This is a genomic window from Neptuniibacter sp., assembly GCF_024231755.1.
In the GTDB taxonomy this organism is placed as follows: Bacteria; Pseudomonadota; Gammaproteobacteria; order Pseudomonadales; family Balneatricaceae; genus Neptuniibacter.
On the sequence record NZ_JAAEQH010000199.1, the window covers coordinates 12404 to 36544 of the forward strand.

Here is a 24141-nt window from a genome sequence, read left to right on the forward strand (position 1 = left end):
GCGTTTTTCGTTGTATGGGGCTTTGAAACAGACAGGAGGTGAAGACGAACAATAAACGGCAAGATAAATCGAGATCTCAGCGAATGGGATCATGAAAACTGAAACTACGAAAAGAAACTATCAAAGGTGAACGGATATGAATACATATCAAGAAAATTCAGCCCATAAGGGAAAAATTATTAAAATAGGAGACTTAAAATATGAGTCAGAATTTACAAAATACATTGACTATCAACACTTGCTCAGCTGCAGCAGGTATGGGGAAAACTACGGCTGCGATTAACCACGTACTTGGTCAGATTGAGAAAGGCCAACGATTTATTATTGCGGCACCTTCTATCGCTCTATGCGATCAGATCTACAAGGACTGTGTCAAAGCAAAATATGGCCTGACAGATGAAGATCTAAAGCGCCGTCAGACAGCTCCATCCAACGACATCGTCGTAATTCATAGCAACAACAGCACGAATGTAGCTATGACCTTGTCAATGGCACTCCAACGCCAAACAAGCATTATCATTATTACTCACAGCAACCTGTTGAGCTTCAATAATCCTAAAGCCTTTACAGGATACAGCTGCATCATCGATGAGTTACCTAAACTCTATATTGCAGGTTCCGTCAAGGTGATTGCTGCTAATCACGGCTCTATCTCTCAGTGGTTAATCCCCGGATCAAAAGCACCATGGTATAAACTTGATATCTCTCAGAAGGCTCAGGTAGAGGCTATTGTTGCCACAGGTGCTACCAACTTATACAGCCAATCTGCGATAGATTTGCTGCAAGCAGCGCTGAATAGTAGTGAAGTGCACATGAAACAGGTAGGTAATGATTATTACTACTCCTTCCTCGATCTGATGGACTTCAATAAGCAGATGGGAAGCTTTAACCAGATTCATATTCTAGGTGCCAACTTTAAGGGAACTCTCCCGTATGAGTTATTAGAACATTACTATGGGGCGACTTTCTGTACGTCAGTGATAGCTCCTCATCGGAGTAGTTACAACAATCCAAGACGGGTGACGATTTACCCTCTGTTACTTAACGTTGATGTGAGTCGCTCTCTGCTGGATACCTCCTACATTGGCTCTCAGAACAGAAGCAACACGTGGACCATTAACGATGAGCTGATGGAGATTTCTGCCCAGATCTATAGAGATAAGAGCCAACAGTACGCCTGCTACACGCAGAACAAAGGTAGGAATCAGTCCTTTGGTCATAAACTCAATGGGCTAGGTATACCAAATGAGTTCATTCAGTATGAGCCACACGGCTTGAACAAGTACATGACGGAAACCTACTTCGCTGCATTGTTCAGTTTCAACCCTCAACCTTACGATAGGTGGTTACTGAATGAGCTGGAAAATGATCTTGGCCTCCAGAAAGATCATCTGGTGAAGGCCCATACAACGTCATATTACTGCGAAGCTGTATTCCAGTTCGTAACCAGATCGAACATCAGGGACCACAACAGCAGTAAAGATGTACATATCGTGGTGCCTGATATGCGAGCTTGTAATTACATGGCTAATGGCTGGTTACAGGGTTGTAATGTAGATACTAGCTATGCCTTGCCTATGCCTGCTCCTAACAAAGGAGGTAGACCAGCTGGTTTCCCTAAAACGTACAACTTAACTGGGGCAGCTAGAAAGGCATTCTATACAGTGTTTCTACCTGACTTTAGGAACAAGTTTGGGAGAGGTCCTGACATCAATAACAAACATGATGTAAAAGCTTACAAAACTTGGGTGAGATCTTTAAATGCTCCTCAGGCAGGAAGTCTTACCAATGGTTCACAACTGAGCAGTCCCAGTAAGGCATCCTCGCAGGGAACACCCTAAAGGATAACTTCACAGATCGGGAGCTTCGGCTCCCTCTGATACCAATGGAGGACTAGGGGGAACAAAACCCTTAATAAGACTATATAAGGGTAAAATTCCCAGAGAGAAAGTTAACAATAATAAATACCAGAAATAACACTCTCCTTTTGAGTATCTGATTACAGCGACCATATTTAGATTGACCAATATGGAACTAACTAATCAGATCTTCTCTCAGGGGGGAAGGTTTTACAAATACATACATGTTAAAAACCAATCCCATTGTGAGTATTCTGAAAAGTTACCAGAATTGATGTCCGCTTAAGCGTTTCATATTGGTAGCTTCTGAATTGCTTGATCTGTATTGCCATTCTTACAAAAGATACAGGATTAGTGTGGTGTATTTATTTACCATCTTCTACACCTTTCTCACAAGGGCATCTGATGTAAGTGGATCTGTAAGGCTATCCCTATGAAAGGGTATCTCCAGATAGATATCAGCTTAATAGTTGCAGACATCAGATAACCATGACTGACAGTCAACAATAGTTACATAGTGTTATCCATGTCTGATATCCCCACTGGGATTATGATTTTAGTATGTTGTGTTTGTTCACATGCCCTGAAGGAATACTGGATGTGAGAAGTCTTTAAGGCTCCACTTATGACAGTAGCACTTCAGACTGATCCTGCTTACAGAACATCTGACATAAGAAGACTAAGCAAACGAGTTATTAGTGTAAAAAACAATAACTATTATCTTGCTCTCCTCAATGCGGCTCAGGAAATAGATGTTCTTACCTGTGTCATACCGCATTCAGAACCATCCCCACCACTGTTAGTAGTGTTCTCTGACAGAGGCATCTTCCTTCACCAGAAGGGTCTATTTTGGGTACACATATATTAGACTGATCAAGTTAACCATGTTATGCTGACTTAAAAATTGATAGACCATATATAATGGACTTTAATATATAGACTATTGTTAATAGACCCAGAGGGATCGATCATGTTTATCAGGGCATATCTGAGAGCTTCTACAGAAGAACAAGATGCTACCCGTGCTAAGCAACAGTTAGATGAGTTCGCATCTTCTAAGGGACATAAGATAGCGTCCTACTATTATGAGAATGAGTCTGGTGCTTCTTTAGATAGGCCAGAGTTGATGAGACTGATTGAGGAAGCTCATCCGAATGACATTCTGTTAGCGGAGCAAGTTGATAGAATCTGTAGACTGTCCAATTCAGACTGGGAAACACTGAAACAACGGATTAAAGAGAAGGAGCTACTAATTGTTTCACTTGACCTTCCAACGAGTCATACAGTGTTCGAGAAAGATTATTCTGACCCCACTACTGCTTCTATCATGAAAGCAGTTAACAATATGATGCTTGATATACTCGCTGCTGTAGCTAGGAAGGATTATCTAGATAGAAGACGTAGGCAGGCTCAAGGGATAGCAAAGGCTCGTGATGCAGGTAAGTACCGTGGGAGAAGAGATGACACAAAGAAACAGGAAAGAATAGCAAAACTACTAGCAATTAAGACTCCGTATAAAGAAATCATGGAAACTGTGGGCTGTTCTCGTGGATTGGTAGCCAAGGTGAGTAAACAGATGAAAGATGCAGAAGCTTTAGCTCAGGGGTCACGTTAACTACGCTGCTACTGCCGGTGCAAACACTACTTCCTATAGAGTTGAGGGCCATACTGAGATATTTTTATTCATAAAACCTATTATTAAAGGTATGTATTACTTGTTTTATATCAGTGGCTGAGCACAAAACTACAGTCGAGTTGTGGTACTAGGTATCCAACTCCGTGGATTCAATTGAATACCTAGCTGATATTGATCATATAGAGTGAGTTATTTAGCTATAGCAACCAAAACCCACCAAACACCAAATAGGTCTCCCCCGATAAACCCTCATTTGTTGAAGTCCAAGGAGCACCAATCAGAATATCATGGATACCATCCCCATTAGTATCTCCTGCTAAGCTTACCGAAGTACCCGAAAGATCCCAATCTGTTGCACCAATGAACTTAAAGCCATCCCATCCATCTAATTCAGAGAGGTCAAGACTCCCGTCCCAATCCGAACCTTTACCAAACACGACGTAGGTATCACCAGCAGAGCCACCATTCGAATCCGCAGATGGAGCGCCAATTAAGATATCGTCAAACCCATCACTATTGATGTCTCCCGCAGAACTAACTGATGATCCTGAGTGATCCCGATAATTAATACCGTTTAGTACAAAACCATCAGTACCATCTAAATTGGATAGCTCCACAGAACTATCCCACCCTGATTCTTTACCGAAAATCACATAGGTTGCTCCTGCGGATTCGTTTCCATTTGGTGATGCACCAATTGCACCAATCAAGAAATCATCATAACCGTCACCATTAATGTCGCCTGCAGGACCAATAGATATACCTGCCAAATCAAGATGATTGCCATTAAAAACTAAACCATCAGTGCCATCTAAATTGGATAGCTCCACAGAACTATCCCACCCTGATTCTTTGCCAAAAATCAGGTAAGAGGCACCTGAGCTTTCACCGTTAGGGTCCGCATATGGAGCACCTAACAAAACGTCATCGAAGCCATCTCCATTAACATCACCAACAGAGCTTACTGCCCCTCCTATACCATAACTAAGATTCATTCCGTTCAATACAAAGCCATCAGTCCCGTTTAGTTCAGAGAGGTCAAGACTAACATCCCAGCCAAAAGACTTTCCGAAGACAACAAACGCTTCCCCACCTGTGGCACCTCTTAAATAATTACTGTTACCACCAATTACAATATCATCGAATCCATCACCGTTTATGTCACCAGCTGTATCAACAGAGCCCCCAAAATTTTCACTATTCTCACTACCAAAGAGAGTAAATCCGTTCGACCCATCTAATTCAGAAACATCAAGATTCCCTTCCCAATCCGAACCTTTACCAAACACAACATAAGCTTCACCATCTGTATCGCCATCGGAGTGCGCATTACTCGCACCTAACAATAGATCATCAAAACCATCACCATTTATATCACCAGCACTGACAGAATTTTGTCCATTAGAACCTCCGTTCACACCTCTCAGAATGAATCCATTAGTCCCGTTAAGGTCGGATAATTCTATTGATTCGACCCATTGATTTTCTTTTCCAAAAACCACATATACTTCGTTTGTTCCATGTGTACCAATCAAGACATCATCATAACCGTCTCCGTTAACATCGCCCGCAGAGTTAACTGATGATCCAGAATAATCACTAAAATCGATACCACGAAATACGGTACCGTTTATTCCATCTAAATCAGAAAGCATAAATGAAGTTGGTGGTGAAGTTACCTGTGCTTCGTACTTGACCGATAACTGATCGAAGGACGTTGCTTTAGTTTCAGAGCCTACTTCGAAAAGAACCTTTTTAGCCGCTTCAGCTTGGCTTGATCCAGCATATTCAAGCTCTCCAGATGCAACTCGCTCTGTAAATAAATCTGAAAAGTTAATCTTCTGTAGTATTGAAACAGCATCTTTATTACGCGCCCCCATCAAAACCTCTAGTGCGAAGTTTTGAACAGAAATCAATCCTCTGTCTAAGTAGTCACTCCAAGCATCCAAACCAGCTTGTTCTGCAGGTCGATTGAAACACTGAAGGTAGATCTCGTTTACCAATTCACGGTTAGAGAGGTGTCCATAACGCTCACTGTACTCTGCAGAGTTACCAAAGGCTTGAATGATAGCCGAAAGGTCGCCACCATTATTTGATAAAAACTCAGCCCATGCTGAGAGCCCCCCCGGATCGGCAGGCCTTCCATAGAATGCAACATAAGCTCCCTGAATGATTGTTTCATAAGACTCATTGGAAATTAGGTCAGATATAGGGGCAGTAACATAATCAGAAGTGGCTATTTCTAATGTCCCTGTACCATCAATATAACGAACTTCAACACTAATCTTTTGTTTAGCTTGATCAACGTTTGGCGTAAAAGTGACCTCAGTAGCCCCTAAAACTACTTCGCCATCTGTTAACCATTGATAAGACATTTCACCTAATCCATTGATATCCGTTAACGTATTTTCAATACTTAACTGAGTTCCTGCCTCCACGATGCCAGAGATCATGAGACTTCCTTCCGGCGGGGTGTTAGCAAGGTACTTCTGGACTTCAGAGATATCGGTTAGCTCATTAGCATTGGCAAGAGCAGAGTTGGTTTCTTCTGCTTGGTTCAGTTCTGCTTTACCTAGTACACCAATCAAGGTGTCGCCCAAATAGTTATAATCTGATAGAGCAAGTGTGGAGCCACTGGCAGCAGAATGTGTTAAAGCAGAAATAACCTCATCAAATTTACCTCCTGCATTTTCTGCCAAAACCCCCAAGGTAGCTATTTGAACCGCTTTAGAATGGACTTCCAGCGAAGTGCCGGTATCTTCAGAAAATGGATCATACTGCGTAAGATCAACATCACTCTGAATGGCCAAAGCCGTTTGAATCTGAGCTTCAGCTTCAGTAATAGAGACACCTTCTGAAGATGCAAACGAGTCGATCAACGTTGTAATAGGAGTGACTACAGAAGAACCCACAGGAGCGGTTAGGACTAGATCATTCGGCAATCCTGTATCTACGTTAGTACCGCCTACAGCGATGATGGAGCCTTGCAGAGTGGTTTCTAACTCAAAGTTACCGCTATCATCTGTATCTACACCAGTATATTCTTCAGGGTCTGCAATACCGTTATCGTTAGCATCGATGTAAATAGAAGCGCCAGAGACGTATCCATCAATCACAGTACCTGAAGCAGTAGTAGTAATAATATCTGTCGGGGAAGAAGTAATCGACTCTGCTGTACCTTGACCATCAGTGTAAGATGCTACAACCGTGATTGAAGAACCAACATGATCATGATTTAGTACCAATACAGCACCTGTAGCACCAGCGATATCCACTCCATCCGCTTGCCACTGATAATTTACATTACCTACCCCATCTGCATCGTCTATCGTACCAAGAACAACCAAGGTCTCGCCTTCTGAAGCAGGGCCTACAATCCTTAAAGTTCCTGTGGGTAAGGAGTTAAAGAAGTAGGTATCTTCAAATGTATCAATTTGATGAGTTTTTCCACCTATCACAAAACTATCAAAATCAATATTTACTAAACCGGTTTTTGAGTTAGCAGCAAAGGTAACTTGAAGTTGATCTTCTGCAATTACTGATGGGCTTATAGAACCTGAGATAGTTACGCTACCTAATGACCCAGTTTGAGTAGAACTTATGCTCAAAGAAGAAGCGCCACCTCCTAGCATTGAGAAATCTGAGTATGAAACATCAGATGCATCGAATGTAAACCGAATGAAAATTGAGTTACTTCCCAACTCCAAACCGGCGTTAGAAATAATGACATTTAATGTATCTGAGTCACTTTCAACGAGTGAAAAGGTTGCTTCTGGAGGTTTTGCTTCAATCTCTTCTGTAGAATCTGATACAACGACCTCTTCAGTTCCAAAATCATCAGTATAACTAGCAAAAACAGATATCACGGAACCTACGAGATTCTGCGAAAGTAAAAGCTCACTTCCAGAAGCACCATCAATGTATACTCCATCAGCTAACCACTGGTAATTAATAACTCCTAAACCGTCTTCATCTGCAAGGGTATTAGATGCAGTTAGAGTTTCTCCTTCGATATGAATGCCTGAAATAATGACTGAACCGGTTGGGTCATCGTTAGCATTTGCAACTACAGCCGTAGGAGAAGAAGCCGAAGATTCTGCTGTACCTTGGCCATCAATATAGGATGCAACCACATTAATAGCTGAACCAACATGATCTTGAGTTAAGACTATCTCATCGCCTGTAGCACCATCTATATCAACCCCATTCGCTTGCCATTGATAACTGATGTCACCAAGGCCATCTTCATCAGCCAGTGTATTGAAAGCTATAAGTGTCAGATCTTCTTGTGCAGTACCAACAATAGCTACAGAACCAGTTGGGTCATCATTACTGTTCGTTACAGCTGCAGTTGGTAAAGAACTCTGAGATTCAACAGTACCGTATCCGTCAGTATAACTAGCGGTAACAGTAATCGTAGAACCTACCAAATCTTGAGTCAGTAATAGTTCATTAGTGGTAGATCCATCGATATCAACGCCATCTGCCTGCCATTGATAGCTGATTTCACCTAGGCCATCTTCATCAGATATGGTGTTAGATACTGATAAAGTCTGCCCTTCAACAAATTCACCAACGATTAATAAAGACCCATCAGGGGAATCATTAATATTTGTTACATCACCGATAATGTACTGATTGCTAGATTCAAAATTACCCGCATCGTCGGTAAAACTTACGGAGTAAAGTAGTGTTTTTCCAACTTCGGCTTGGGTTAGTGAGAGAGAGGCATTAGTTGAGTAATCTAAATAGGAAGTATTACCTTCAGAGTCTTGTACCCACCAATGTGTTAAAATTGAGCTTGAGTTAATTCCATCAGCATCACTAATGTTTAGATCGACAACTACCGTACTATCTTCTTGTAAGTCACCTACGTATGTCGGATTTGAAAACACAGCAGAGCTATTTCCGGTTCCAACATATTCTGAAGTGTATGTAATTGCGTAATCCGCAGCTGAGAATGTTAATCCATGGACATCTAAGTAGTAAGTTCCACTGGTATTAGCCGTAAAGGTTACAGCATCATCGTATAACGATGTTGATGAAGAACTGAGTTGCACAGCTCCGTATGAGTTTTCTATGTCAAATTCTAAATAGGAGCTGTTGTTATAAGAATTCCAGCCATACCAACTAGAATCAGATGTTAATGTGACGGTGTATTTATAACCTGCTGTAACTGATAACTCATAGTAGTCATGGTCTAGTGAATTTTCGATGGTACCAGCAGAAATCCAACCCTCACTTACCTTATTCAAACTGTTTCTTGATAAGCTATCAAAACCTCGTGATTCTTCATCCGCGAAGTAATTACTTGTAGTGTCAAGATAAGACATTTCTGGTTCGCCTTTTTCAAAGTATAGAGGCGGACTAAAACCGGGGGAATGGATCGTATCTGCCTTGATACTTATATGCTTGAGAATCCCTTCATTGCAACCATTGGTGCGCGGAGCATTTGAAGAATATTAGGCCATTCTAAATATTCAAGTAGCAATCAATCAACCTAGTCTAACTACAACTTGATCTAGTTCAGATAATTTTTTCTATCCAAACGGCTACCACCATCTCACGATATTTTGGAGAAGTACTGCAAGCATCTCCTGTGATCACTCTTGGTGTTAGGGAGATCAGCTCCTGCTACAGATATTTCTTTGACTAACACCAAGGCCCTCAGAGGTAGCGCAAGACTTTAAACCATCAAAAATAGATATGAGGCAAGTTGTGCTTGATTGTGGAGAATGGTCCTTAGAAACTGCTACAGGTGCATTCAGGGAGATATTCCATACCTCTACTCAAGTCCGGAATCAATACCATCTATAACAGGAAAATATCCTTGGCCTGGAAAGAATGTACCTACTTCATAGCATCCTAGGTGAGGCACAAAGTGAGGCACATTGGCTTGTGTAGTTAATCAGCTTTATGTTTTCATGCAGGTAAATTAATAATGTGCGACAGCAAACTCGAATTTGCCTGAAAGCCGCGTAATGGTGCCCCCGCTGGTCCTTCCGCAATGATAAACCGTGAACCTGGTCAGGCCCGGAAGGGAGCAGCCACAGCGGTGGATTCATGTGCCGGAATGTGGCTGGTGGGGTCATCTCCAAATTTCTTAACTGCTTCTTTTTATAAACCTTTTTGCGTTTCGCCCATCAGTGCACTAACTCCAGGTAAAACCTGTTTCTAGAAATCCCTTGTACCTATTTAAACCTCGTCATGTAGTTTGATAATTCAGATTAGTTGCATCTGTGGCTATCAGGCCGCTGGTCGGAAACAGAGATTAAGCGTTCCCTAAAAAGAAATGTAAGAACCCCTCTGATTTGAAGTCTTACATTTCTTATGACTTATGACTTATGACCTATGACTTATGCCGAATCCTTTTGCGGGAAAACAAGGTTCTGATTCAAATGTGGCATATCGGTAATCAATGCCTCAGGAAGGTTAAGGAAATTAACGATTTTTTCTGTGGTTGGTTCTTTCGTGATATCTATAACTAACAGATCGTCAGGCCTCTCAGAAAAATGCCGAACAATCTCTTTATTTCTTTGAAGGTATAGATCGATAAAATGATTTTTATCGAAAGAAAGATCCCAGCATTTCTCTACAGTGTAATTCTGATCAACAGAAAGTAACCAATCTGATTCAAACTTGAGTTGTCTGAAACCATGATATAGGTAGTCTTTGCCGACCAGGTCCTCAGCTGTAATTGTTGTTTTATCGGCATCTAGATCTAACTGCTTTAGGTTGTGCCTTAAAAAAGAATCAAACCATGCCTCTGGCTCACGTATAGTCAAGATGAACTTACTATTTGGGAAGAGAGCATCAAGCTGAGCATAGTATGATTTAGCTGCAAATGGCGTATCCTGGAAAGCATCATACTGCTCAACATATTTAATCAAAGGTGCAAAATTACCTTTGGCTAGTTGTTGAGTAGTCAACTCCCCCGAATTCTGATTGGCTGCACGAAGCCCCAGAATGCTAAATACTAATTTGAGGCTTGTACTACCTGTTTTGTTGGCGCCAATACCAAATAGTTTGTTGAAACTTTTATGGGGCTGAGCGAGTAGATAATTACGTTTAAGAAGCGCTTCATAAGCCTGCTTCCCTTTGGGAGTTTCATTCATATCATTTCTTCAGGAAAAATATCCAACTCAGTAAGTAAAATTATGATTCATGTACCCCGTTCGTTTAAAACGCGGTATGCCACGCAATGCTAAATTGTCGACTTTTACAATACCATGATTATTGCATGTCTAGAGCCCTATATAAGAGAGGGCTAAACGGCTTTGTTTTTAACCTCATTACCTTGGCTATCCATCAGCTTCCCGTTATATCCTTGTAATACATAATCCTTGGGGATAAATCTGATAACCAGTCCTGCCCTTCGTTTGTCACTTAGATTAGGAGGGGAACCGTGTAAAGTTCGGCCATCAAAAATCACACACTGACCAGGCTGTAATGGCATCTTTGAGATAGTTGTTTCAGGATCTACAGGTGGGAATGGGAGCTTTGTACCTGACATAAGCTGCTCAACATAGTTTGGCTGTTTAAACTGGTCCAGGTCGATAATTTCTCGATGGGTGCTGTCTGCAAACCATAAGCAGTTGTTTTCGGGCGCTTCATCTAAAGCTATCCAGGCATTGATATTGGGAAAGGAGCCTAACTGTTCCTCTTTATAAGTATCTTGGTGCCACTCCACACGGCGGGCCCCGGGTTCCTTTATCCAAAAAGTGGTCCGCCAGATTACTAACTCAGTTGACATTAATTCAGACAGTTTTGCTATCAAGTCATTATTTGTGCAGAGCTTTTTAATCTCTTCTACGCTCCAGTGAGCATCGTATATGGTCTCAACTGGCTGTTCATCGATATTTTGGGGTTTGACTGCAGAATACCAGTCCTGTGAAAGTTTATTCTGGGAGATAAACTCTGAGATCTGTTCAGCGATATTAGTCATGGTAGATTGATCAAATAAGGTTTCTGGACCGATAAATCCGTTAGCCTCAAAAAGCTGTTTAGGGGTGCCAACATTCATACAAATATGACCTTATTATTTTGTGAACAGAGAGTATTACTACAAATAAAGTGCTGTTAATTCCTGTGCTCAGCCGTAGCCAAAGACACAGTTAGGATACCTAACACTGGTATTGCTGAAGTGATTTTACTTAATGGCTGAAAAGTTGAAAGCACTTTAAAGTGCGGCTTGGGAAATACCCTAAAAGAATTGGTATTTTATAATCTGGCAGCTGAGGAAAAGACCCTACATTGCCGTAGGGCGCCTAATTGCGAGATAGCAGATAAGCCCCAGCCCCCGCCATAATCGAACCCGCACTCCGGTTTAATCGTTTCACCGCAAGTTCGGATTGCAGAAATTCCCGTGCCCGGCTGGCAAACATAGCGATCATCATTAAACCCAGCATCAGTCCGATCAACGTTAAGACGGATGCCAGGGCAATATCAGCAGTGCTGAGAACGGTCAGATCCATAAATGTGGGCAGAAACGCTATATAGAAAAGAATTACTTTAGGGTTTGAGGCTGAGATTAGAAAACCCTGTAGAAATCCCGCAGCCATCTGGCGTTTACTGTCTTTGTTTCGGTTTTCCTGTTCCAGCTCTAAGGGGGCATTCCACATCTTCCAGCCCAGATAGACTAGGTATATCGCCCCTACGATTCGAATAACGGTGAACAGGTCGCCCCAACTGGCAGCAATCACGGCTAAACCAAAACAGGCTGCAATCAAGTAGAAGATATCGCTGATGGTCATTCCCAGAGCCAGCATAAAACAACTACCGGCACCGTTTACCAGTGCTCGGGCAAGAATTGCAAACACGCCGGGGCCTGGCGTTATACCAAAAATAAAAATGGCAATAAAACACGATATAGCACTTTCAAGTGTCATATGGCTTCTGTCTCAACAAATTTGAGATGTCGATTTTAACTGCCAAGTAGGTTTAAAACCAAACCTCTACTGGCGTTTGCTTGTGCCTGAATTGCGATGCCAACTTCCTGCTGTATCTGCGCGTTGGTTCGTTCCGAAATAGCTTTGGCATAATCGGTATCGCCGATACGGGATGCAGAGGCTGCTTGATTTAAACTAGATTCGTTAAGTCGGTTGATCGTGCTGTCCAAGCGGTTCTGTGCAGCACCGAATTCACTGGATACGTTCGATAGAAAATCCTGAGACTGATCCAGAATATCTAATGCTCCTGCTGAGGTGATATCCAGCGAGAATAGTCCCAGATCATCCAGTTCAGACTCCACATTGAAGGTGCCTACATCTTGTGAGTCTTCAGAGCCGGGGCCGGTCTGTAATCGGAGTTGACCATCTTCCCCTAGTAGGGACTGGCCGTTAAATGTAGCCTGCCCAAGGGTATCTTGGATACCTTCAAGCAGTGAATCGGCCTGTTTTTGTAAGGAGGCCCGGTCATTATCATTTAATGTCCCGTTCTGGGCCTGAATGGATAGTTCACGGATCTGTTGTAGAGAGTCGTTAACCTGACTAATACCACCTTCGGCGATCTGAATAGCTGATATGCCATCCAGGCTGTTACGTACAGCGGTGTTATTGCCGAGAATCTGTCCTTGTAAATCGATCAGAACCTGTAGACCTGCAGGGTCAACTGAGGCGTCATTAATTCGCTCGCCGGAAATCAGCTGTTTTCCACTTTCATCAATTCGGTTTTGAATCTGATTGAAAGCCGAGAAATTGCTCGAAGCTAAACCTGTCAGATTAATAGCCATAGGATACTCCTCTCATAACCTTTTAATTATAGCGGATAGAAAAGAGATGTGGTTGATTAATATTCAGCCAAAAAAAGGGCGCATTAGATGCGCCACCAAATCTTGCATTGGAATATACGGAAGAGTGCCAACTGGCACTCGTAGGAGTTGCTGGTAAGAAGCAGACCCGCAACCTGATACATCTTAGGCAGTTAATATTAAAGCTTATACCCTGCCTTAGTCCTATTTTTGTATGACTACTGTTGAGGGAACCCGTGAATAAGTCCCGGACTTTCTCAGTGGGCAATAAAATGACTTAATGTGCGAAAGGCAGTGCAGTGTAATGACTGGTCCTTTCCAAACTGCCTGACAAAGCAGGAAGTCGTTTTAGTGCCCACCCTGGGGGCTGGCAGAGCGATTCAATCTCGGTGTTAACGATTTTCGACGTACAACCAGTATGTCTGTAATCGTTGCCTTGATCTTTAACCGCTCTGTCAGCCTGAGTCGTTCAGGACTTGTTCGCAGGTTCCTTAGATCCAACCCAATAATTTCCACCATAGAAAATCCAATGGGAACAATAGGAGAATGGTAATTGGGGTCAGTACAAAACACAGTTTCATTGCATGTTTCAGAGGAACTTTGGCTATCTGCATACCGACCATAAGGGGTGCCGACTGATAGGGAAATAGAATCGTTGAGAAACCCAGAACCTGTGTCATCAGGACGGCTTGTAGGGTAAACCCACTTTTCTCACTCAATTGCTCGGCAAAGGGGGTAAGTATAGCGGGGACTCCAGGTAGTGTTGCTGCGGTACCGGTAAAGAAGGCTGTCAACGAAAGGGAGATGAAACTAAGCAGACTATTCTCTGGAGAGAGGGGTAACCAGTTATTTAGTTGGTCTCCTATCATTGCGCCGATGCCACTGTGGTTGATCAGGGTGCCAAGTCCAAGAATACCCACCACAAAAATCAGAGAGGCAATATTAAATTTGCTGTTAAAACTCTTCTGACTGACCAGGCCTATACCTGGTAGCAGTAGAAAACAGGCAGCAGCTAAGCCTATCCAAGCAGCCGAAATGTGATGAATGGAGTCCGTGAGCCAGAATCCCAGAGTAATAAGGATTAATACGGTCAGTTTTCGCTCGTCAGAGGACATTCTTTTGTTATCTATAGAAACTGTTTGTCTGACAGGAGAGTCCGGATAGAGCCAGATAATTAAAGCAATGATCAGTGCGCCTTTGATCAGACCCAGTATAGGGAAATGCAGAAACAGGTATTCGGCATACATCGGAGTCCAGTCATGAATAGTTTCCGCAGCCCCTATCATCACCATGTTTGGTACGTTAGCGGGTAACACAGAAAAAGTGGGTACATGGCAGCCAAACGCAGCCGCCAAAGCAACTCCTATCTGACCATTACTTCCACTACGGAAACCACAGCGTTCAGCGACTGCCATTGCGATGGGTATAAAAAGTACGGCACGCCCCATTGAAGATGGCATTAGAAAACCGAGCAGGGTTGCCATAATGACGATACCACTGATTAGTTTGAGATAACTGCTATCCAGGTGTTGCGAGAAGCCCGACGCTATCCGTGTGGCTAAGCCCGTTTCGTTGATTGCGATGCCAATAATCAGACCCGCAAAAATCAACCAACATGCTGTTGAGGTAAAACCTGAAAAGACAACTTCAGCGGGGGCAACTGCCAGTAGCATGGCTGAAACCATAAAAATCAGAGCGGTGAGATGTTCAGGTATAGCGCTGGTTGCAAAGAGAATAATTGCACTAACAATCAGGCAGGCAGATAAAAGCTGGTTGCTATCTAGAGCTGAGCTAATAGGGCTGAGCAACAATGCCAGGAGCAAACAGGGCAGTAGAATAACAGCGATAAGCTGTGATTGATTTAGTTTGATCGGCATAAGAATTCTCAGCTGAATTTGTAATAGAGCTTTATTGTGTCAATAATCGAATTGTAATTAAGTCGATAATAAGACAATAAGTATCGAGAATAGGCCTGGTTTTGAAATCTGAATTAACTTTGCAGAACACTCGTGAGCGTTCAACCTTAGGTCAGTTACTTGATCCTTTGCACCCCGTTATAGGATTGCAGGATCGTATGTGGGCAGGGCTTGAGCTCAGTGCTCATGCTCATCCACGAGGGCAGTTGGCCTATGCATCCGAGGGGATTCTCAAAATATTTACCCCTCATGGCAGCTGGGTGGTTCCTCCCAACCAGGCAGTATGGATTCCGGGGGAGATGAAGCATGCGGTAAATGCGCAGGTTACTGCCGAAATCAGACATCTGTTTATTGATCCCAGCAGACTTAACTCATTGCCGAAGGAGTGCAGCGTAGTTGAGGTATCCCCTCTACTGCGGGAATTAATACAGCGTGTGGCTGATTTTGGTATCAACTATGAGGAAGGCACTCCTGCCAGTCGAATCTGTGCGGTTATTCTGGATGAATTACAAGCGCTGAAACCTTCGCTCCTTCACTTACCTGGAGCCAATGACAGGCGATTACAACGGGTGATGCAGGCGATGATGGATGCTCCTAATGCGGAACAGGGGCTGGCATATTGGTCAACACAGGTAGGTGCCAGTGAAAGAACGATCAGCCGTTTATTTAGTAAAGAGACAGGGATGAGCTTTCAGCAGTGGAAAAAACAGTTATTACTGCAGGAAGCGGTAGATCGTCTGGCGAAAGGTGATTCGGTATTGGATGTGGCGCTTGAACTTGGCTACCGGAGCCCCAGTGCGTTTGTATCAATGTTTAGAAAGGCGCTGGGGAAAACTCCGGGGCAGTATTTTAAGTAAAAAGGACAGCTTCAACTGTCCCTATAAACTAGAGTTTGAAAAGATCCGGGTGTTTTTCCAGAGTAGTAATCAGCAGCTCCATCTCTTCCTGAGTGCCAATGGTAATACGCAGATAGTTATCGATGCCTGGTTTACTGAAGTAGCGAACCAGAATCTTATTCGTACGCAGGTATCCCATCAGTTCTGCTGCTTCAACAAAACGGTGGCTGGTGAAGAGGAAATTAGCTTTTGAAGGAAGGCTAATGAAACCAAACTCAGCCAATCGTTCAGCAGTCCACTCGCGGGTTTCAATAATCTTCTGAGTTGTCTCTTCAAAGTAGGCTACATCTTTTATCGCTGCGACTGATGACTCGATCGCCAGCATATCCAATGGATAGGAGTTAAAGCTGTTTTTAACTCGTTCCAAACCAGCGATCAGATCTTCATGACCTATGGCAAAACCAACACGCATGCCAGCCAGCGAGCGGGATTTAGATAAGGTCTGGATGACCAGCACATTGTCATATTTCTTGGTCAGCTCAACCGCAGATGATGCTCCGAAATCAACGTAAGCTTCATCGACAACCACGACGGATTCAGTATTTCTTTGTAGGAGAGCTTCGATCTCACCTAATTCAACAGCACGGCTGGTGGGGGCGTTAGGATTTGCAAAGATAATACCGCCGTTTTCTTCACTGTAATCCTCAAGATTGAGGACAAACTCATCCCGTAGAGGGATTAGATTGAACTCTATATCAAACAGGTTGCAATACACCGGATAGAAGCTGTAGGTGAACTCCGGTAGCAGCAGAGGTTTGTCCTGCTGGAAAAAAGCCGCGAAGGTATGAGCAAGTACCTCGTCAGAACCGTTACCAACAAAAACGTTTTTACGCTCAACAGCAAAATGTTCAGCTAGTGCGTCCTTTAGCTGCGTGCAGTCCGGGTCGGAATATAAACGTAGACGTGCAGTATCAAAACCATTTATTACCTCACTTGCCAGAGGAGAAGGAGGGTAAGGGTTTTCATTTGTGTTGAGTTTGGTGATGCCACTTTCTTTTGGCTGTTCACCCGGTACATAAGGTGTCAGACGCTGGATAGCGTCGCTCCAATATTTGCTCATTTAGTTATCCGGTTTTTCTGTTTGATAACGGTCTTACAATCGGCGGCAAGAATAGCAGAAATCCTGATTCCAGAGAATCAGAACAATCAGTAATGAATAAAGCTAATGAATTATACCGTTATCTTGCTGTGGTAGTTATTAGATTAAGATGGCCAGTTGAGGTGATCAGTGATCTTTTGGGTTTAGTCAGGGGAGGTAGAAAGGCAGCTCTGAGTGACAAGGTGAAGAATCTCAGAGCGCCTTTCGAGGGGAAAAGGTTATTAAGGTTTAACTCGCACCATCAAAGCGCTGTATAAACATTGCGGTCACAGAATCCATCGTATTTACATGGTTCACAAGCCAATTCACTACCGTTTCGGACAGATAGTGGTGTAGGTGGCTAAAGTCCTGTTCTTCCTGCCAGTGCTGAATTTCAGCCTCAAGCTCAGCCAGAACTCTTTCATGCTCTCCCTTATGGCAGCCATAGGGAGGGAAGTTGATGCGGATCATCTGTTCCTCTTCGCGGGCAAAGTGTGCTGTGTTGTGTTGCAGAAATTCTTGTAGTCCCTGAGTAACTTTCTCAGCTTCCTTAGCTTCGATATCCGCGAGTAGCGTATTAATCAGTTCAACGGCTTCGTGATGATCATTGTTCATGAAGTCGACAGCAACTTTGGGTAAAGCAGCCGGATTTAGCTGAGTCATTTAGGGTTTCTCCGGGTTATAGAACCACCGACTTTAGCAAACCGCACTAGTAGGTAAGTTGATACCCGTCAATAAAGATAGATAAACAATACATCAAATATTCTGTAGTTAAACCGTCGAACTCACAGGTGGAGTTCTGAGGCAGTTTATTCGACTTTAGTTTGTGCTAACTGAGTTACCGGTTACGCGGAAACTCTGGTAAGAGGGCTGTCTGTATTAGAAAGTTTGATTTGTTAACTACATGAAATTTAAGGATATATTTTTCTGGCCTGAAAATTGCGATAGAGAAGGTGACTTAAAAATAATGATAAATCACGTTATGCGTTGGACTGGTGAGGACGGATAGCGTGGCTTCAGTGCTTTACACTGGCGGAGAAACAAATGTCCCAAATTGAAACCTTCTACGAAGTGATGCGACGACAGGGTATAACCCGTCGTAGCTTCCTCAAATATTGTAGCCTTACCGCAGCCGCTCTGGGTTTAGGTCCAACCTTTGCTCCTAAAATTGCTCATGCAATGGAAACCAAAGAACGTACCCCTGTTGTTTGGTTGCATGGTTTGGAATGTACCTGTTGTTCTGAATCATTTATTCGTTCAGCGCACCCTTTGGTTAAGGATGTAGTGCTGTCGATGATCTCTTTGGACTATGACGACACATTGATGGCGTCCGCAGGGCATCAAGCAGAGGCTATTCTCGAGGAAACGCTGCAGAAATATAAAGGCAAATATATTCTGGCCGTTGAGGGTAATCCGCCACTTAATGAAGACGGAATGTTCTGTATCTCTGGTGGTAAGCCATTTGTAGAAAAGCTTAAATATGCGGCAAAAGATGCTGCCGCGATTATCGCATGGGGCTCATGTGCGTCTTGGGGTTGTGTGCAAGCGGCCCGTCCAAATCCAACTCAAGCTGTACCTATTCACAAAGTTATTACTGATAAACCCATTATCAAAGTACCGGGATGTCCTCCTATTGCCGAAGTAATGACAGGTGTAATCACTTATATGCTGACTTTCGGACGTATGCCAGAACTTGATCGCCAAGGTCGCCCGAAGATGTTCTACAGCCAGCGTATACACGATAAATGCTACCGCCGCCCTCACTTCGATGCAGGCCAGTTTGTCGAAGAGTGGGATGATGAGGGTGCTCGTAAGGGTTACTGCTTATACAAAGTGGGTTGTAAGGGGCCAACTACTTATAACGCGTGCTCAACCGTTCGCTGGAACGAAGGTGTGTCTTTCCCAATTCAGGCTGGTCATGGTTGTATCGGCTGTTCTGAAGATGGGTTCTGGGATAAAGGTTCTTTCTATGATCGCCTTAGCAATATTCCGCAGTTTGGTATTGAGAAAAATGCCGATGACATTGGTATGGGTGTAGCTGGTGGTGTTGGTGCTGCGATTGCGGCGCATGCTGCTGTAAGCGCAATTAAACGTGCGCAGCATAAAGGAGATCAGGAATAATGAATAACCCGTTAAATAGTAAAAATCTGGACAATAGCGGGCGTCGTATTGTTGTTGATCCTGTAACACGTATCGAAGGCCACATGCGCTGTGAAGTGAATGTGGATGAGAACAACATCATTCGTAATGCCGTATCCACCGGAACCATGTGGCGTGGCTTGGAAGTTATTCTTAAAGATCGAGATCCTCGTGATGCCTGGGCATTCGTAGAGCGTATCTGCGGTGTATGTACAGGTACTCATGCATTAACCTCTGTTCGCGCAGTTGAAGATGCCCTGGATATCAAAGTGCCTTTGAATGCCCATCTGATCCGTCATTTGATGGATAAAACCCTGCAGGTACATGACCATATTGTGCACTTCTATCACCTGCATGCGCTGGATTGGGTTAACCCGGTTAATGCATTGAAGGCTGACCCTAAGGCGACATCTGAATTACAGCAGATGGTTTCACCTCGTCACGCAAAATCAAGTCCGGGCTACTTTAAAGATGTTCAGACACGCCTGAAGAAATTTGTAGAAACGGGGCAGCTGGGATTATTTGCCAATGGTTATTGGGATAACCCTGCCTATAAGCTACCTCCAGAAGCGGACCTAATGGCTGTTTCCCACTATCTGGAGGCTTTGGATTTCCAGAAAGAGATTGTGAAGATTCACACCATCTTTGGTGGTAAGAACCCGCATCCAAACTTCATGGTAGGTGGTGTTTCTTGTGCCATTAATTTGGATGGTACTGGGGCGTCAGGTGCACCCGTAAACATGACGAGCCTTAACTTTGTTCTGGAGCGTATTCGCGAAGCTCAAGAGTTTACTAAGAACGTTTACATTCCAGATGTGTTGGCTATCGCTAGTATTTATAAAGACTGGTTGTACGGTGGCGGTTTGGCTGCACAAAACGTTCTTTCTTACGGTACTTATGCGCAAGTTCCTTACGATAAATCATCCGATTTGCTACCTGCTGGTGCCATTGTTAATGGTAACTGGGATGAGGTTCATCCTGTTGATGTGCGTGATCCTGAACAGATTCAGGAGTTTGTTGATCATTCATGGTACAGCTACGAAGGCGGTAAAAAAGGTCTTCATCCATGGGACGGAGAAACAGATCCTAAATTTGAACTTGGACCTAATGCCAAAGGTACTAAGACCAATATCAAAGAACTTGATGAAGCCGCCAAATACAGTTGGATTAAAGCCCCTCGCTGGCGTGGTCATGCCATGGAGGTGGGTCCACTGCCACGTTACATCATCGCTTATGTATCTGGTAAGGAATATGTACAGGACCAGGTGGATCGCTCACTTTCAACATTTAATCAGGCAACAGGTTTGGATCTTGGTCTGAAGCAATTCCTGCCATCTACGCTGGGTCGTACTTTGGCTCGTGCACTTGAGTGTGAATTGTGTGCCGACACTATGTTGGATGATTGGAATAATCTGGTTAACAACATTAAAAACGGTGATTCTTCGACCGCAAATGTTGAGAAGTGGGATCCAAGTACTTGGCCTAAAGAGGCGAAGGGTGTGGGTATCAATGAAGCACCACGAGGTGCTTTGGGTCACTGGATTAAAATCAAAGACGGTAAAATTGATAACTACCAAGCGGTTGTGCCAACAACCTGGAATGGATCGCCACGTGATTCTCAGGGAAATATTGGTGCTTTTGAGGCTTCTCTTCTGGATACCCCGATGGAGCGACCGGATGAGCCAGTTGAAATTTTACGTACTTTGCACAGCTTCGATCCATGTCTGGCATGTTCAACGCATGTTATGTCAGAAGATGGTCAGGAACTGACAAAAGTAAAAATTCGCTAAGAGAGGGCGGCTATAAGCCGCCATCCTCAGGAGGCTATATATATGACTAAGTCGGTTCAAGATAGAGGCGTCGTAGCTGAAGGCGGAACTGAATCAGAAGAGTTGTTGACTCGAAAACAGACTGCGGTTTACGTCTATGAGGCGCCTATTCGTCTGTGGCACTGGGTAACAGTTTTTTCAGTCATCACACTTTGTTTGACGGGCTATTTTATTGGCTCGCCTTTGCCAACACAGCCGGGAGAGGCAATCGATAATTACCTGATGGGTTATATACGATTTGCTCATTTTACTGCGGGCTACATAGTTGCGATTGCTTTTGTCGGACGTATTTATTGGGCGCTAGTTGGTAATCATCATGCGCGGGAATTGTTTTTTCCTAAACTGTTTTCCGGTTCATGGTGGAAAGAAGTCGGGCATGAGGTTCGCTGGTATCTGTTTATGGAGAAAACCCCAAGGAAATATATCGGACATAATCCGCTGGGGCAGTTGGCGATGTTCTTTTTCTTCGTATTAGGCATGCTGTTTATGATAGTGACAGGTTTTGCTTTGTACGGTGAAGGTTTAGGGCAAGGTAGCTGGGCAGATGAGATGTTTGGCTGGGTGATTCCTCTGATGGGGCAGAGTCAGGATGTACATACCTGGCATCATCTGGGCATGTGGTATTTGATTACATTTATCATGATCCATATCTATGTTGCTGTACGTGAGGACATCATGTCCCGCCAAAGCCTTATTTCCACTATGATCGGTGGCTGGCGCATGTTCAAGGATGATCGTCCCGATTAAGTTTAGGAAAGCTATCTTCGTTGTGTTTTAGTTTAGGGGTATCAACTGATACCCCTCTTTTTCTTAATGAGGAGAAAGTGAGGGGAATATGCAGGAACAAACCAAACCTCATACACAACGTTGGCGCTACGCCAGCCGTAAACCGGAGCACCCAGGTGCATTTCTTGAGAGGTGTTATCTGCACCCTCTTTCCATATCTCAATCCCAGTTAGCCAGACAGCTTGGGATATCTCGCCGTCGTATCAATGAAATTGTAAATGGGCAGCGGGCAATCAGTGCCGATACGGCGTTGCTGCTGGCTGAATTCTTTGAAACCACCCCCATGTTCTGGTTGGAAAAACAGCAGTTATGGGAGCTCTACGAAGCAAGCCGGCAGTAAGTGCCCTTTGAAGTTATTGAGTAAGTGCTATTATTACTTTCAATAGTAAATAATCAGGAAAGGAAATCTGTGTCAGAGCATTTCGGTTCTAGGCTGACTGACCTTCTCCACATTAAAGGAAGAACCTTTCAGTTCAGCTGTTTGCTGATGCTCTTTCTTGCCTCATCTTTGTCCTACGCTAATCAAGAGTTTGAAGATGGTTCTATCATGATTGGTGGGACTAAAATTAACTATATAAAAGAGAAAACGGATACCCCTCTTTCTTATCAGGAAGCCCTTATCGAAATTTCAAATAGAGGGATGAAAGCAGAGAGCTTATTTCTTAATTTTGGTCTGGGCTCTGACCCTGTATGGCTGAGCTTCGAAGTAGCTAATGCCAGTGAGGCTCAGGTACGGTACCTTCAGATTGAAACTACCTGGTTGGATAAACTTGAAGTTTATTTTCTTCATGATCGAGAGTTGTTGAAACAGGGTAAAGCTGGAGATCATTACCCTTACCATGAACGGGAACTGGAAAATCGTTTTTTCACTTTTAAACATTCTTTCCCCCAGGGCAAAAGCACAATACTTATTCGTGTCGAAAGTATCGATCCCTTAGCGTTGCCGATCTATCTCTATTCGCAGAGGGATTATGAACAGCGGAAGTATGAGTCGGGTTATATCTACGGAACCATCTATGGTTTTCTCATTGCCTTGATGATTTACAATGCAATGCTGTCCTTTAGCCTGAAGAGCCGGCGTTATCTTTTTTATTCCCTTTATCTGGCTATGTTCATTCTTCTGAACATTGCATATACAGGGCATGGTTATCGTTGGTTCTGGCCAAATTCCCCTGTACTGCAAAATAAAATTATACCTGTCCTGATGTCCTTGTATGTCATATCAGGATTGCTCTTCGCTGTGCTATTTCTTGAGTCGCGTAATAAATTACCCGGAATACACAAAGTCTTGATTGGCTATGGTGTTGTGGTTTCTGGCTTAACTGTTGTTTTTACTTCGACAGGCTTACATTTGTGGATGTTGTACACCGTTTTTATCGGAATTGTTCCATTTGCTCTCTTGATGATAACTGCTGGCGCTGTTGCTTGTTTTAACGGTGCCAAAGAAGCCCGCTATTTTCTATGTGCTGCTGTTTTTGCCACTATCAGTGCAGTGATTTCGGCGCTCACTGTTTCTGGAGCTGTGGGTTACAGCCCCATGGGGTTTCATGCTGTTGAATATGGCATGTTGTTGGAGGCGGTCTTATTTGCCCTGGCTTTGGCGTATCAGTTCCGTCTTAATCAGGAGGAAAAAACTAGGGCGGAAAGGCTGGCTGACCGGGATCAACTGACAGGTCTTTACAACCGACGTGGTTTCGACAAAGTGATGGAGCCTATTTTTAGTAATGCCTGTCGCAATCAGCGGAACTTATGTTTGATGGTGATGGACATTGATCACTTCAAAAAAATCAATGATAGCCTGGGACATAACCATGGTGATCTGGTGCTGAAGAACCTTTCTAACCTTCTTCTTAGGGAACTACGCCACGGAGATATCGTAGCGCGTTGGGGAGGGGAGGAGTTTGTTCTACTTCTACCTGAAACTGATCACTATGAGGCGGTAGTTTTAGCTGAGCGGTTAGTCAATATTATTGCTCATCAGGAAGTAAGTGGACCTAAATACAGTACCCAGTACACAGTGAGTATTGGCATAGCAGAATTGTCAGACAAGATACGCAATTTTAATAACCTTTTGAATGAAGCAGATCACTACCTTTATAAGGCAAAAGAGAGTGGTCGTAATCGGGTCTGCTACCAGTCTGTACCTCTAAAAGCTGCAAAAGATAAATCAATAAAAGAACAGATTACAAACTGAAGCTCATAGGCTGGAAATAAAAAAGGAGGCCTGGGCCTCCTTATCTATAGATGCAAAGCA

The 24141-nt window shown here is 43.5% G+C and carries 16 protein-coding genes and 1 other RNA gene; 9 read left to right on the forward strand and 8 right to left on the reverse strand.

What is annotated here, in order from left to right; all coding sequences use genetic code 11:
• Positions 1-200 precede the first annotated feature (200 nt).
• Complete coding sequence (locus GY843_RS10335; RefSeq protein ID WP_297309238.1) at positions 201-1841, forward strand: DEAD/DEAH box helicase family protein; 1641 nt, start codon at positions 201-203, stop codon at positions 1839-1841.
• 988 nt (positions 1842-2829) lie between these two features.
• Complete coding sequence (locus tag GY843_RS10340) at positions 2830-3474, forward strand: recombinase family protein (protein WP_297309241.1); 645 nt, start codon at positions 2830-2832, stop codon at positions 3472-3474.
• A 218-nt stretch (positions 3475-3692) separates the two neighbouring features.
• Here the strand turns inward: GY843_RS10340 and GY843_RS10345 are convergent, their stop codons facing one another.
• Positions 3693-8828: a DUF4214 domain-containing protein gene (locus tag GY843_RS10345; protein WP_297309243.1), complete on the reverse strand. Its 5136-nt coding sequence runs from the start codon at positions 8826-8828 to the stop codon at positions 3693-3695.
• A gap of 658 nt (positions 8829-9486) precedes the next feature.
• On the opposite strand from GY843_RS10345, the gene ffs reads away from it, so the two are divergent.
• An RNA gene (gene ffs, locus GY843_RS10350) (signal recognition particle sRNA small type) lies at positions 9487-9583 on the forward strand.
• Positions 9584-9851: 268 nt separating this feature from the next.
• On the opposite strand, the gene GY843_RS10355 is transcribed toward ffs, so the two are convergent.
• The 5 genes from GY843_RS10355 to GY843_RS10375 form a co-directional block, all read right to left on the reverse strand.
• A complete protein-coding gene (locus tag GY843_RS10355; RefSeq protein ID WP_297309245.1) occupies positions 9852-10610 on the reverse strand; it encodes a sulfotransferase in 759 nt (252 codons plus the stop codon).
• 152 nt (positions 10611-10762) lie between these two features.
• Positions 10763-11518 carry a phytanoyl-CoA dioxygenase family protein gene (locus GY843_RS10360; protein ID WP_297309247.1) on the reverse strand — a complete coding sequence of 252 codons (756 nt, stop codon included), beginning with the start codon at positions 11516-11518 and terminating at the stop codon, positions 10763-10765.
• 244 nt (positions 11519-11762) lie between these two features.
• Positions 11763-12383 (reverse strand): LysE family translocator, encoded by a 621-nt coding sequence (locus GY843_RS10365; protein ID WP_297309249.1) that lies wholly within the window; start codon positions 12381-12383, stop codon positions 11763-11765.
• Between the two features lie 35 nt (positions 12384-12418).
• The gene (locus GY843_RS10370; protein WP_297309251.1) at positions 12419-13225 is read right to left on the reverse strand and encodes a flagellin; all 807 of its coding nucleotides are present in this window, start codon (positions 13223-13225) and stop codon (positions 12419-12421) included.
• Positions 13226-13734: 509 nt separating this feature from the next.
• Positions 13735-15120 carry an SLC13 family permease gene (locus tag GY843_RS10375; protein WP_297309253.1) on the reverse strand — a complete coding sequence of 462 codons (1386 nt, stop codon included), beginning with the start codon at positions 15118-15120 and terminating at the stop codon, positions 13735-13737.
• Positions 15121-15221: 101 nt separating this feature from the next.
• Between GY843_RS10375 and GY843_RS10380 the strand changes: the two genes are divergently transcribed.
• Positions 15222-16016 (forward strand): helix-turn-helix transcriptional regulator, encoded by a 795-nt coding sequence (locus tag GY843_RS10380; RefSeq protein ID WP_297309255.1) that lies wholly within the window; start codon positions 15222-15224, stop codon positions 16014-16016.
• 28 nt (positions 16017-16044) lie between these two features.
• Here GY843_RS10380 and hisC read toward each other — a convergent pair whose 3' ends face one another.
• Both hisC and GY843_RS10390 read right to left on the reverse strand, forming a co-directional pair.
• Complete coding sequence (hisC, locus tag GY843_RS10385; protein WP_297309257.1) at positions 16045-17115, reverse strand: histidinol-phosphate transaminase; 1071 nt, start codon at positions 17113-17115, stop codon at positions 16045-16047.
• Positions 17116-17382: 267 nt separating this feature from the next.
• Entirely contained in the window at positions 17383-17796 is a 414-nt protein-coding gene (locus GY843_RS10390; RefSeq protein WP_297309258.1) for a hemerythrin family protein, read from the reverse strand.
• Between the two features lie 381 nt (positions 17797-18177).
• Between GY843_RS10390 and GY843_RS10395 the strand changes: the two genes are divergently transcribed.
• From GY843_RS10395 to GY843_RS10415, 5 genes are all read left to right on the forward strand, one after another.
• The gene (locus tag GY843_RS10395) at positions 18178-19254 is read left to right on the forward strand and encodes a hydrogenase small subunit (protein WP_297309260.1); all 1077 of its coding nucleotides are present in this window, start codon (positions 18178-18180) and stop codon (positions 19252-19254) included.
• Complete coding sequence (locus tag GY843_RS10400) at positions 19254-21062, forward strand: nickel-dependent hydrogenase large subunit (protein WP_297309262.1); 1809 nt, start codon at positions 19254-19256, stop codon at positions 21060-21062. Before GY843_RS10395 ends, GY843_RS10400 begins: the two co-directional genes overlap by 1 nt.
• Before the next feature lie 42 nt (positions 21063-21104).
• A complete protein-coding gene (gene cybH / locus GY843_RS10405; protein WP_297309264.1) occupies positions 21105-21848 on the forward strand; it encodes a Ni/Fe-hydrogenase, b-type cytochrome subunit in 744 nt (247 codons plus the stop codon).
• An 88-nt stretch (positions 21849-21936) separates the two neighbouring features.
• Positions 21937-22227, forward strand: coding sequence for a HigA family addiction module antitoxin (locus tag GY843_RS10410; RefSeq protein ID WP_297309266.1), 291 nt, complete (start codon positions 21937-21939; stop codon positions 22225-22227).
• A gap of 69 nt (positions 22228-22296) precedes the next feature.
• Entirely contained in the window at positions 22297-24081 is a 1785-nt protein-coding gene (locus tag GY843_RS10415) for a diguanylate cyclase (RefSeq protein ID WP_297309268.1), read from the forward strand.
• Positions 24082-24141 lie beyond the last annotated feature (60 nt).

Excerpts from the sequence above, each read along its gene's own strand:
- GY843_RS10335 (WP_297309238.1), top strand. The coding sequence starts at position 201 with ATGAGTCAGAATTTACAAAATACATTGACTATCAACACTTGCTCAGCT.
- GY843_RS10340 (WP_297309241.1), top strand. The coding sequence starts at position 2,830 with ATGTTTATCAGGGCATATCTGAGAGCTTCTACAGAAGAACAAGATGCT.
- GY843_RS10345 (WP_297309243.1), bottom strand. The coding sequence starts at position 8,828 with ATGTCTTATCTTGACACTACAAGTAATTACTTCGCGGATGAAGAATCA.
- GY843_RS10355 (WP_297309245.1), bottom strand. The coding sequence starts at position 10,610 with ATGAATGAAACTCCCAAAGGGAAGCAGGCTTATGAAGCGCTTCTTAAA.
- GY843_RS10360 (WP_297309247.1), bottom strand. The coding sequence starts at position 11,518 with ATGAATGTTGGCACCCCTAAACAGCTTTTTGAGGCTAACGGATTTATC.
- GY843_RS10365 (WP_297309249.1), bottom strand. The coding sequence starts at position 12,383 with ATGACACTTGAAAGTGCTATATCGTGTTTTATTGCCATTTTTATTTTT.
- GY843_RS10370 (WP_297309251.1), bottom strand. The coding sequence starts at position 13,225 with ATGGCTATTAATCTGACAGGTTTAGCTTCGAGCAATTTCTCGGCTTTC.
- GY843_RS10375 (WP_297309253.1), bottom strand. The coding sequence starts at position 15,120 with ATGCCGATCAAACTAAATCAATCACAGCTTATCGCTGTTATTCTACTG.
- hisC (WP_297309257.1), bottom strand. The coding sequence starts at position 17,115 with ATGAGCAAATATTGGAGCGACGCTATCCAGCGTCTGACACCTTATGTA.
- GY843_RS10390 (WP_297309258.1), bottom strand. The coding sequence starts at position 17,796 with ATGACTCAGCTAAATCCGGCTGCTTTACCCAAAGTTGCTGTCGACTTC.
- GY843_RS10395 (WP_297309260.1), top strand. The coding sequence starts at position 18,178 with ATGTCCCAAATTGAAACCTTCTACGAAGTGATGCGACGACAGGGTATA.
- GY843_RS10400 (WP_297309262.1), top strand. The coding sequence starts at position 19,254 with ATGAATAACCCGTTAAATAGTAAAAATCTGGACAATAGCGGGCGTCGT.
- cybH (WP_297309264.1), top strand. The coding sequence starts at position 21,105 with ATGACTAAGTCGGTTCAAGATAGAGGCGTCGTAGCTGAAGGCGGAACT.
- GY843_RS10410 (WP_297309266.1), top strand. The coding sequence starts at position 21,937 with ATGCAGGAACAAACCAAACCTCATACACAACGTTGGCGCTACGCCAGC.